This window comes from Paracidovorax sp. MALMAid1276, from assembly GCF_049198005.1.
Taxonomy (GTDB): domain Bacteria; phylum Pseudomonadota; class Gammaproteobacteria; order Burkholderiales; family Burkholderiaceae_C; genus Acidovorax.
The window spans coordinates 1-10,360 of sequence record NZ_JBMIRS010000225.1 but is presented as its reverse complement, the minus strand read 5'-3'; the positions used below and the strand labels follow the sequence as shown (position 1 = coordinate 10,360).

Annotated in this window: 10 protein-coding genes; 3 read left to right on the top strand and 7 right to left on the bottom strand. The window is 68.2% G+C overall.

Translation table 11 applies throughout. The annotated features are described in order from the left end of the window. Positions 1–239 precede the first annotated feature (239 nt). Positions 240–2,285: a DNA mismatch repair endonuclease MutL gene (gene mutL, locus ACOQFS_RS18530; protein WP_421564303.1), complete on the bottom strand. Its 2,046-nt coding sequence runs from the start codon at positions 2,283–2,285 to the stop codon at positions 240–242. Between the two features lie 107 nt (positions 2,286–2,392). Between mutL and ACOQFS_RS18525 the strand changes: the two genes are divergently transcribed. Beyond that, positions 2,393–3,046 carry a DedA family protein gene (locus ACOQFS_RS18525; RefSeq protein WP_421564302.1) on the top strand — a complete coding sequence of 218 codons (654 nt, stop codon included), beginning with the start codon at positions 2,393–2,395 and terminating at the stop codon, positions 3,044–3,046. Between the two features lie 90 nt (positions 3,047–3,136). Here the strand turns inward: ACOQFS_RS18525 and ACOQFS_RS18520 are convergent, their stop codons facing one another. The 4 genes from ACOQFS_RS18520 to tsaE form a co-directional block, all read right to left on the bottom strand. Beyond that, positions 3,137–3,373 (bottom strand): glycine zipper 2TM domain-containing protein, encoded by a 237-nt coding sequence (locus tag ACOQFS_RS18520; RefSeq protein ID WP_421564301.1) that lies wholly within the window; start codon positions 3,371–3,373, stop codon positions 3,137–3,139. Positions 3,374–3,586: 213 nt separating this feature from the next. Beyond that, positions 3,587–3,919, bottom strand: a complete 333-nt coding sequence (locus ACOQFS_RS18515) for a cupin domain-containing protein (RefSeq protein WP_421564300.1) — start codon at positions 3,917–3,919, stop codon at positions 3,587–3,589. A 162-nt stretch (positions 3,920–4,081) separates the two neighbouring features. Then, positions 4,082–5,569, bottom strand: coding sequence for an N-acetylmuramoyl-L-alanine amidase (locus tag ACOQFS_RS18510; protein ID WP_421564299.1), 1,488 nt, complete (start codon positions 5,567–5,569; stop codon positions 4,082–4,084). 6 nt (positions 5,570–5,575) lie between these two features. After that, the gene (gene tsaE, locus ACOQFS_RS18505; RefSeq protein ID WP_421564298.1) at positions 5,576–6,091 is read right to left on the bottom strand and encodes a tRNA (adenosine(37)-N6)-threonylcarbamoyltransferase complex ATPase subunit type 1 TsaE; all 516 of its coding nucleotides are present in this window, start codon (positions 6,089–6,091) and stop codon (positions 5,576–5,578) included. 12 nt (positions 6,092–6,103) lie between these two features. On the opposite strand from tsaE, the gene queG reads away from it, so the two are divergent. Beyond that, positions 6,104–7,150: a tRNA epoxyqueuosine(34) reductase QueG gene (gene queG, locus ACOQFS_RS18500; RefSeq protein ID WP_421564297.1), complete on the top strand. Its 1,047-nt coding sequence runs from the start codon at positions 6,104–6,106 to the stop codon at positions 7,148–7,150. A gap of 74 nt (positions 7,151–7,224) precedes the next feature. On the opposite strand, the gene ACOQFS_RS18495 is transcribed toward queG, so the two are convergent. Beyond that, on the bottom strand, positions 7,225–7,869 hold the full coding sequence (locus tag ACOQFS_RS18495; RefSeq protein WP_421564296.1) for a GDSL-type esterase/lipase family protein: 645 nt from the start codon (positions 7,867–7,869) through the stop codon (positions 7,225–7,227). Between the two features lie 168 nt (positions 7,870–8,037). After that, a complete protein-coding gene (locus tag ACOQFS_RS18490) occupies positions 8,038–9,405 on the bottom strand; it encodes an esterase-like activity of phytase family protein (RefSeq protein WP_421564295.1) in 1,368 nt (455 codons plus the stop codon). A 308-nt stretch (positions 9,406–9,713) separates the two neighbouring features. Here ACOQFS_RS18490 and ACOQFS_RS18485 point away from each other — a divergent pair, with 308 nt between their 5' ends. Further along, complete coding sequence (locus tag ACOQFS_RS18485; RefSeq protein WP_421564294.1) at positions 9,714–10,007, top strand: DUF4148 domain-containing protein; 294 nt, start codon at positions 9,714–9,716, stop codon at positions 10,005–10,007. Positions 10,008–10,360: the final 353 nt, after the last annotated feature.

Here is a 10,360-nt window from a genome sequence, read left to right as displayed (position 1 = left end):
CTGCGCCATTCGGGAAGGGGGACGCCCCCGGCGCGGCGGGGCGGCCCTTGCGCGGGGGCGCTGGCCTTGCGCAGCGCCGGTTGCCATCTCCGCGCCTCACTGCATCAGCCTGTCGGCCCTTCGGGGCCGATTTTTTTTTGGCCGCTAGGGATCCTCTGCACGAATCGAGCGGCAAGTGGGCGCCGCAGACCGCCCGAGGCCGCAGATGCGCACGGCGCGGTGATTCGTGCAGAGGGCCCCTAGCGCCCGCGCAGGAACAGCGCGTCCAACTCCTTCATGGACAGCTGCCGCCAGGTGGGGCGGCCGTGGTTGCACTGGTCGCTGCGGTCGGTCGTCTCCATCTGCCGCAGCAGCGCGTTCATCTCGTCGATGGTGAGCCTGCGGTTGGCCCGCACCGCGCCGTGGCAGGCCATGGTGCCCAGGATTTCGTTGCGGGCGCGTTGCACCACGGTGGTGGCGTCATGCTGGGCCAGTTCGGCCAGCACGCTGCGGGCCAGTTCCACGGGGTCGCCGTGCGCCAAGGTGGTAGGCACGGCGCGCACGGCCAGGGTTTTGGGGGAGAAGGGCACCACTTCCATGCCCAGCATGGCCAGCACGTCGGTGGACTCTTCGGCCGTGGCCACCTCCTGCGGCGTGGCGGCGAAGGTGGCGGGGATCAACAGGGGCTGGCTGGCAATGCGTGCACCGCCGTCCACCTGGGCCTTGAGGCGCTCGTAGACGATGCGCTCGTGCGCTGCGTGCATGTCGACGATGACCATGCCCTGGGCGTTCTCGGCCAGGATGAAGACACCGTGCAGCTGCGCCACGGCACGGCCCAGGGGCCAGGGGGCGCTGGTGTCTGTGGCGGTGGTGCCCGTGCCGCTGGGCAGGGCGGTGGCTGCTGGCTGCGCTGGCGCTGTGGGCAGGGCTGCAGATGCGGCGGAATCCAGGCCTGCGGCCGATGGCTGAGGCTGGGCCGATGGCGCCCACAGGCCCCCGGTGGCGGCCGGGGCGGGCACCTCGGCCTCGGCGGTGGTGGTGGTGCTGCGCGGTCCCCACAGGGCCTGCAGATCCTGCACGCGGTGGCCGCGCTGTGAATCATCAAATTTGATAGCAGACTGCGCTTGCCAGATAAGCGGTGAGGGCTGTTTTGGCTCTGAAACGTCTGGCGCAGTTGCTGGCGTATTAGCCGGCGCAGAGGCCGCCGCAGCCGCCAGGGCCGCAGCGCGCGGCGCGGCCAGCGCGTTTTCCACCGCGTGGCGCACGGCCTGGTGCACCTCGCGGCTGTCCCTGAATCGCACCTCGATCTTGGTGGGGTGCACGTTCACGTCCACGCGCGCCGGGTCGATCTCGACATACAGCGCGTAGATGGGCTGCTTGTGGCCGTGCAGCACGTCTTCGTAGGCGCTGCGCGCGGCGTGGGTCAGCACCTTGTCGCGCACGAAGCGGCCGTTGACGTAGCAATACTGGTGGTCGGGGCGCGAACGGGCGGCGTCGGGCAGGCCCGCGCGGCCGGTCACGGTGACGGGGCCCACGCGGTGCTGCACGGCGACGGACTGGGTGACGAAGTCCTCGCCCAGCACGTCCGACAGGCGGCGGGCCAGTGCTTCCTGCACGTCGCTGCCCGGGCCGGGTACAAAGGTCGCGCGCCACTGCTCCACCAGCTTGCCCTCGTGCCAGATGGCAAAGCCCACATCAGGCCGGGCCAGCGCATGGCGGCGCACCGATTCGATGCAGTGCGCCAGCTCGGTGGCGTCGGTCTTCAAGAATTTGCGGCGCGCGGGGGTGGAGAAGAACAGCTCCTTCACCTCCACCGTGGTGCCAGTGCTGCGCGCGGCGGGGCGCAGCTCGCCGCTGCGGGCGTCCAGCAAAAACGCGCTGGCCTGGGCGGCAGGGCGTGATAGCAGCGACATCTCGGACACCGAAGCAATGGCGGCCAGCGCTTCGCCCCGAAAGCCCATGGTGGCCACGGTTTCCAGGTCGTTCAGGCTGGTGATCTTGCTGGTGGCGTGGCGGCGCAGGGCCACGGGAAGCTCTTCTTGCGGAATGCCGCCGCCGTCGTCTTCCACGGTGATTAGGCGCACGCCCCCGGCCGACAGGCGCAGGGTGATCTGCGTGGCGCCCGCATCGAGCGCGTTGTCCACCAGTTCGCGCACCACCGACGCGGGGCGCTCCACCACCTCACCGGCGGCGATCTGGCTGATCAGCTCGTCAGGCAGGTCGCGGATGGGGCGGCGCGTGGGGGGGCTGGAAGGGGCGGCTGGCGCTGCGGCGGAGAGGGTGGAGGCGTCGTTCACCCGGGGCATTTTAGGACCGCAGGGGCGCAGGGACATCGGCGCGGGCACCGTGGGTGATGGGGATAATGCCCGCTGTTTTTTCTTCACTGCCCGGTGGCCCTCCCACCGGCCTGCCCATGGAACTGGTCACCTTCCTGATCGACTTCATCCTGCACGTCGACAAATACCTGGAGATGTTCGTGCAGACCTATGGCGCGTGGGTGTACGCGCTGCTGTTCCTGATCGTGTTCGTGGAAACCGGGGTGGTGGTGATGCCATTTTTGCCGGGCGATTCCCTGCTGTTCATCGTGGGCGCGCTGTGCGGCGCCGGGATGATGAGCTTCCCGCTGGCCTGCTCGCTGCTCATCGTTGCGGCCATTCTGGGGGACCAGTGCAACTACTCCATCGGCCGCTATTTCGGGCCCAAGGTGTTCCAGTGGGAGAACTCGCGCTGGTTCAACCGCCGTGCGTTCGACCAAGCGCACAACTTTTACGAAAAGTACGGCGGCATCACCATCGTGCTGGCGCGGTTCATGCCCTTCATCCGCACCTTCGCGCCCTTTGTGGCCGGCGTGGCCGAGATGAACCGCGCCAAATTCAGCGCCTACAACGTGGGCGGCGCGCTGGTGTGGGTGCTGGGCATTTGCACGGCCGGTTACTTCTTCGGCAACCTGCCCTTTGTGCGCGAGCACCTGGACAAGATCATCTGGGCGCTGATCTTCGTGCCGGGCCTGATCGCCATCTTTGGTGCCTGGCGTGCCGGGCGGCAAGCCAAGGCCGGCGCCATCTGAGGCTGCTACCAAAAAAATAGCTGCCAGCGCTTATCCAGTAAGCGCTGGCAGCTATTTTTATCAAAAGGCCGCTGCAGGCCTGGAATATCCTTAGCGGCGATATTGACGGCGATCGCGGTCTTCGCCCACTTCGTGGCCGATGAGCGCGCCGGCAGCCGCGCCGCCGATGGTGCCTGCCGGGCCGCCAAAGATGGCATTGCCGGCCACGCCGCCGACAACGGCGCCGACGCCGGTGCCCACCTGGGCGTTGGTGGGGTTGGTAGCGCAGCCACCCAGTGCAAGGGCGGCGGTGCAGGTGGTCGCAAGAAGAAGGTGACGGATTTTCATGGCAAGAGTCCTTTTGTCCTGGGTGATTGAGGAATCAGGCCTGGGCACATTGGGCGCTGTGACTGCAACCCCTTCTGCACGACCTGTGAGAGGACTATCGCCCGGTCGATTTGCGCAAGATGTAGGCACCCGGGGCTGGCACCTGTAGGACGCTTGGCAGCCGCCATGGCAGCCTCTCTGGAGGCCGCTGTGGGGGGTTTTCGTTTGACCGGACTAACCGGGCCGGAGGCAGATGGTGACCAGCAGCGAGGCGGGCTCCACCGCCTTGAGTGCGTGCAGCATGCGCGGCGCCAGGTGCACGAAGTCGCCCTGTTGCAACCGCTGCACGCCGTCTTCGCTCACGAACTCCACCACCCCTTCGATGCACTGCACGGTGGCTTCGCCCGGTGTCTGGTGCTCTTTCATGGACTTGCCCACGGGCAGCACCACCCGCATCACTTCAAGTTGGCCCGCCTTGAGGATGGCGGTGGTGACGGCCTCGTTCAGCCGGTCGCCCAGAGGGCGCACGCTGACGATCTGGCCGGATTGGGCATGGGGCAGGGCCATGGCTTTCCTCCTGGATGGCGATGGGAACGTTGGAGCCACTTTGCCCGCACTTGCGTGTGCGCGCAACCCGGAATTCCGCCGTCCCGTTCATGGCGCCGCAGCGAACGGCCGCTCCGCGCAGGGTCGCGGGGCTGTGTGGAGGGCGGGAGCGAGAGGAGGGGGCTACACCGACCGGCTGCGCGCCAGCGGCGGATTTTTGGCGAAGTAGCGCGTGATGCCGCGCATCAGCGCGTCGGCCAGCTGTTCCTGGTAGGCACTGCTGCGCAGGCGGCGCTCTTCCTCGGGGTTGCTGATGAAGGCGGTTTCCACCAGCACGCTGGGAATGTCGGGCGCCTTCAGCACGGCGAAACCGGCCTGCTCGACCCGGGGCTTGTGCAGCCGGCCCACGTGGCCAATCTCGCCCAGCAGCACGGTGCCCAGTTTCAGGCTGTCGTTGATCTGCGCAGTGGTGCTCATGTCCAGCATCGCGCGCTGCACATGCTGGTCCTTGGTCTGCACGTTGATGCCGCCCACCAGGTCGGCCTGGTTCTCCTTATTGGCCAGCCAGCGTGCGGCCGAGCTGGAGGCGGCCCCCTGGCTCAGTGCGAACACGCTGGCGCCGCGCGCCGTGGGCACGGTGAACGCGTCGGCGTGGATGCTGACGAACAGGTCGGCCTGCACGCGCCGGGCCTTCTGCACGCGCGTGCCCAGGGGCACGAAATAGTCGCCGTCGCGCGTGAGGTAGGCGCGCATGGGGTTGCCGCCGATGGTGGTGGCGTTGATACGGTCGCGCAGCAGGTGGGCCACGCGCAGGACCACGTCTTTTTCGCGGGTGCCGCCGGGGCCGATGGCACCCGGGTCTTCGCCGCCGTGGCCTGGGTCCAGCGCCACGATGATGATGCGGTCGGTCTGCGTGGCCGTGGCGCGGTTGCCGGGCCGTGCGGGTTCAGCGGGCGGCGGTGCCATGCCGGCCACCTGGGGGGTATCCGCCGGGGTGCGGCGCTGCGAGCGCTCGGCGATCAGGTCGCCCAGCGGGTCATGCTCGGCCGTGGGGCCCGGTGTGGTGGCGGGCCTGGCTGGAGTTGACTGTGCAGAGCGTGCAGCCTGCGCCGGGGCCGCAACCGTTGCAACCGTTGTGGAGGGGGCGGCAGGCGCGGCGGTGCCCGGTATGGCGGCATCGCGCAGCCGCTCGGCAATCAGCGACTCCAGCGGGTCCGGCGGCGCGGCCGGGTACAGGTCGAACACCAGCCGGTGGCGGTAGGCGGCCACGGGCGGCAACGTGAACACCTGGGGCAGCGCAGCCTGTTTCAGGTCCACCACCAAGCGCACCACGCCGGGGGCATTCTGGCCCACGCGGATGCCAGCGATGTTGGGGTCGTCCGGCTTGACCTTGGCCACCAGCTCGCGCAGCTCGGGGCTCAGGTCGATGCCCTCGATGTCCACCGCCAGCCGGGGCGGCGTGGTCACGAAAAACTGCTTGGCCCGCAGCGGGCCGTCGGATTCGATGGTGACACGGGAATACTCGGGCGCGGGCCACACGCGCACCGCCACGATGCTCGCTCCCCGCGCGATCTGCTGCGCGCCCAGCAGCAGGACCAGCGTGCCCGTCTGCAGAACGGATCGGCGGGACGGAGGCCTGGCGGGGGGGGCGGGCTTGTGGGGTTCTTTCACGGCGTGTCAGAGTCCTTGCAGCAGTGCAAGCCCGCAAGCGGTGTGGGCGTGCAGAGTGACCTTCCTTTCGGTGTCATCGATTGCTTCAATGTGGATAGCAAGGTCCGCAGGCGGCGTAAGCGCTGCGGCCTTTTCCGGCCATTCTGCCACCTTGAGGCCCGGGTTGGCAAAAATGTCCCTGAAACCCGCGTCTTCCCACTCGCGCGGGTCGTCAAAGCGGTAGAAGTCGAAGTGCCAGATCAGCAGTCCCGGCGCCTCGTGCGGCTCCACCACCGCATAGGTGGGGCTTTTGATGCGGCCCTGCACGCCCAGGGCGCGCAGCAGGTGGCGCACCAGGGTGGTCTTGCCCGCGCCCAGGTCACCATGCAGGGTGAGGTAGGCGTTGGCCAGCGGCGGCTGCGCGGCCAGCTGGCGGGCCAAGGCCTCGGTGTCGGCCTCGCTGTGCCACACCACGTGGTGGGTGGCCAAGGGGGGGAGGGGGCCGCTTTCTACAATCTGGCCGGTATGTGGTGCAACAGTCAACTCGTTCCTCAAATGCAGGAGTGGGCCCGCGAGCTGGGATTTTCCCAAATCGGCGTGGCGGGGGTGGACCTGTCTGCCGCCGAGCCCGGCCTGGCGGCCTGGCTGGCCCAGGGATTCCATGGCGAGATGCACTACATGGAAGCCCACGGCATGAAGCGCGCGCGCCCCGCCGAGCTGGTGCCCGGCACGGTGAGCGTGATCACGGCGCGCATGGATTATTTGCCGCGCGGCACGGCCATGGATGCCCCCGAAGGCTGGCAGGCGGTAGAACTCTCGCGCCTCACGCGCCCAGAGGAGGGCATCGTCTCGGTCTACGCCCGGGGGCGCGACTACCACAAGGTGCTGCGCGCCCGGCTGCAAAAGCTGAGCGACCGCATTGCGGGGGCCGTGGGCCCTTTCGGCCACCGCGTGTTCACCGACTCGGCCCCCGTGCTGGAGGCCGAGCTGGCCGCGCGCAGCGGCCAGGGCTGGCGTGGCAAGCACACGCTGGTGCTCAACCGCGAGGCGGGGTCGATGTTCTTTCTGGGCGAGATCTATGTGGACATGGCGCTGCCCGAGAGCGCACCCGTGAGCGCCCACTGCGGCAGCTGCAGCGCCTGCATCGACGTATGCCCCACGCAGGCCATCATCGCGCCGCACCGTATCGATGCGCGGCGCTGCATCTCGTACCTCACCATCGAGCATGCGGGCGCCATTCCGCTCGCGCTGCGCCCGCTGGTGGGCAACCGCATCTACGGTTGCGACGACTGCCAGCTCATCTGCCCCTGGAACAAGTTTGCAGAGGTCAGCCGCCTGCCGGACTTTGACGAGCGCCAGGGCCTGTCGGGCCAGCAGCTGGTGCACCTGTTTGCATGGGACGAGCCCACCTTCTTGCGCATGACCGAAGGCGGCCCCATCCGCCGCATCGGGCACGAGCGCTGGCTGCGCAACGTGGCCGTGGCGCTGGGCAATGCCCTGCGCGCCACCGGCGACCCGGCGGTGCGCGCGGCGCTCCATGCGCGCGCCCACGACCCCAGCGCGCTGGTGCGCGAGCACGTCGCCTGGGCGCTGGATATTTGAATGAAATTGGTCTTCAGTGCTTTATGGATAAGCGCTGACAGCTATCAAAATATGAGCAATCGGCGTGCGGGCCGTCAGCCCGCCCACAGCCCTGTGCGCTTCAGCGTCTGCGCCAGCCCCTGTGCAAACTGTGCGTAGCCCTCGGCGTTGGCGTGGATCTGGTCGGCCCTGAGGCGCTCTTGCGCCAGCACGCCCGACCAGCCCTGGCCGTGCAGCGGTATCTTCAGCTCGGCCGCAATGTCTTCGTACATCGCGTGGTCGCTGAGCCGGCCGGCCACGGCCATCAGCGTCAGCTCCGGCACGGCCACCAGCAGCACCTGCGCGCGGCTGGCCAGTGCGTCCTGGCAGATGCGCAGGATGTTGGCGCGGGTGGCGGCGCTGCCCTGGCGGCGCAAAAAGTCATTGCCGCCAATGCTCACGATCACCAGCGCGGGCTGGTGCTGCTGCAGCAGGCCGGGCAGCCGCGCCAGCGCCTGGGCCGAGGTGTCGCCCGACACGCCGCCATTGACCACCTTCCACCCCGTCAGCCGTGCCAGCACTGCTGGGTAGGCCATGCTGGCCGAAGCGCCCACACCCGCGGTGAGCGAGTCGCCCAGGGCCAGCACCGTGGCCCCCGGCGGCACGGCCTGCGCACGCTGGGCCTTGCGCCCGCAGGCGGCCAGCGGCGCCAGGCCGGTTGCCAGCAGGAGGAGGCGGCGGCGCGGCAGCGGTAGGGTCAATTCAGTGGTCCACGGCGCTGCGCGCCAACTGCAGGGCATGAATGCGACAGGCGCGGCCCCAGCCCGGGCAGCCGAGCAAGGGTTGCCCCGCAGCGAGGGCTGCGTCCCCCTGCCCGCGCGCAGCGCGAGAGCGGGGGGAAGACGCGAAGCGTCTCAGGGGGGTGCCCCTTACTTCGCGCGCAGCAGCTCCCCCACTTCGAGCAGCACCAGCTCGTTGTCGTCCGCCTTATTCGGGTCGCGGCTGCTGCTGAAGGGCAGGTTGTTGTCGTTGCCCACCACGATGTGCGCGCTGTCGACGATGTCCACGTTCTCGATGGTGAAGAACGGGAACGTGAGCACGCCGTTGTTCAGCGGCTTGCGCGCCAGGCGCTTGGGGTCCTGGATGTTCATGAGGTCGATGTAGCCCACCTTGCGGATCGTGCCGCCCACGTTCGCCTCGCTCATCTCGACCTTGTAGACGCGCTTGAACTTGGCGAGGTCGTGGAAGCAGTCCGTGCGCTTGGCGCCTTCGGGGCAGGCCTTGTCCGGCGTGCCTTCGCCGTTGTCGCGCTCGATGATCAGGCCCGTGGTGCCGTCGATCATGTTGAAGTCGCCAATCGCGTGGTGGTTGGCCTCCAGCACGTACTTCCAGTGGCGGCCGGTCCATTGCTCGGTCTTCACGTCGAATTCGAGCACGCGCAGGTACTGCTTGCCGCCCACGTTCTCATACGCCTTGGCGTCCTCGTTCCACAGCGCGCCTTCGAGCAGCGCATAGAGCTTGCTGCCGTCCTGGCTGACGGCCATGCCTTCGTAGCCCTTGGAGCGCTTGGCCTGGAACGGCGTGGGTTTCGCATCCGGCGCGCCGGGCAGGATTACGCCGGGGGCATCGGGCGAGCGCACGGTCTTGCCATCGACCTGCGTCTCGAACACGGCCAGCACCTTGCCGTTCAGGTCGGCCTTGATGAGGAAGGGGCCGAACTCTTCGCCGATCCACAGCGCGCCACCGGCGAACTGGAAGCTCTCGGGGTCGAAATCAGCGCCGGTGAGGTAGCGCTTGTCCGTGCCTTCCTGCGTGATGCGAAACGGCACCTTCTTGTCGGGGTCGTGCAGGAAGATGGTCTTGAGCCGGTGGAACTGGCCGCTCTGGAAGTCCACGGTGTAGTGGCTCAGGTGCAGCATGAAGTCGGGCGAATTGGCCTTGGAGCCCGCGCCGTTGTCCGTCAGCAGCCAATAGCTGCCGTCGGCCATGCGCTTGATGCCCGAGTGGCCCTGGAGGGGCTGACCCTGGAACGGCAGCGAAACGCCCGTGGGCCGCCCGGCCGACAGGCCCATCACCGAGCCCACGGCGTCCACGCGGCGCGGGGTGGTGAACTTGCCCGCCACCTGCAGGTCGGCCGGCGCGTCCTGCGGGGCGGGCACCAGCGTCATGGCGGGCAGCACGGCGTGGCCGGCCAGGGTGGCGGGGTAGGCCTGCTGGGCGATGGCGGACGTTGCCAAGGTAGCGGCGCCAGTGCATGCCAGCAGAGCGCCGGCGGCCAAAGTGGAGAGTCGTGCCATGGATGTTGGAACCCGTAGAAAAACGAAGCCGCAACCATGCCCCGTGCCCATGGCAGGAATGTGACGCGCAGAGGCTGGGGCCGACGCGAGCGCCGTGGCCGTAGCGCGCCAACCGCGCCCAGGATTGTTCTCAATACCGGAACAGTCAGTTTGCGACCAGATGGTTTTTCCTTGGACGCCCGCGGCGTACAGTTCATCCCATCGATGAGCCGAACCCGCAAGGCGACTCACCGAACCCGCAAGGCACGGGCCTGATGAACCCCACCCTGCGGCTTTTCTGAGACGCTTTTTTAAACAAGGAATCCATCATGAACACCACCGCTCGCATCCTCTCCGTTGCTGCTGTCGCCGCTTTCACCGCCTTCGGCGCCCATGCCGATGAAGCCGACGCTTCGCAGTTCGCCACGCAGTTCGAAACCAACCGCACCCGCGCCGAAGTGCAGGCCGAGGCCTCCAGCGTGGCCCAGAACCGCAGCCAGGAGCCCGCCGGTTCCCGCGTGGTGACCTACAAGAGCACCGCAGACCGCGCTGCCGTGAGCGCCCAGGCCGCTGACGCCGTGCGCACCGGCCAGATCTCTTCGGGTGAGATCGGCTCCCTGTAATCGCAGCGCCCGGTCCGCTGCACATCGCAGCCGGGTCGTATTGCAAAGGCCAGGGTCGTCATGACCCTGGCCTTTTCATGGGTGGGTGCGGTGAATGGGGGGCGAGCACGCACTGCGTGCCAGCCTGCGCGGCTGCGGATGCTCGGCATTGGCACGCAGGCACGCATCGGGGAACGCATGCTGCGGTGGTTGTGCGCAGGGCGCCGAGGCATTGGGGCCCTGAGGCCCTAAGACCCATCCCTTTCAAGGTCTTTTTCCCTCGGCCTGTTTGAGGACGCGTGCGGTGGACACATGGGAGCGTGCGATGGACCCATCGACGTAGCCCTTGGCCTGCGCGTCCTTTGGCTTGCGCT

Coding starts and splice junctions, on each gene's coding strand:
- mutL (WP_421564303.1), bottom strand. CDS start 2,285: ATGCCCCGGGTGAACGACGCCTCCACCCTCTCCGCCGCAGCGCCAGCC.
- ACOQFS_RS18525 (WP_421564302.1), top strand. CDS start 2,393: ATGGAACTGGTCACCTTCCTGATCGACTTCATCCTGCACGTCGACAAA.
- ACOQFS_RS18520 (WP_421564301.1), bottom strand. CDS start 3,373: ATGAAAATCCGTCACCTTCTTCTTGCGACCACCTGCACCGCCGCCCTT.
- ACOQFS_RS18515 (WP_421564300.1), bottom strand. CDS start 3,919: ATGGCCCTGCCCCATGCCCAATCCGGCCAGATCGTCAGCGTGCGCCCT.
- queG (WP_421564297.1), top strand. CDS start 6,104: ATGCAGGAGTGGGCCCGCGAGCTGGGATTTTCCCAAATCGGCGTGGCG.
- ACOQFS_RS18490 (WP_421564295.1), bottom strand. CDS start 9,405: ATGGCACGACTCTCCACTTTGGCCGCCGGCGCTCTGCTGGCATGCACT.
- ACOQFS_RS18485 (WP_421564294.1), top strand. CDS start 9,714: ATGAACACCACCGCTCGCATCCTCTCCGTTGCTGCTGTCGCCGCTTTC.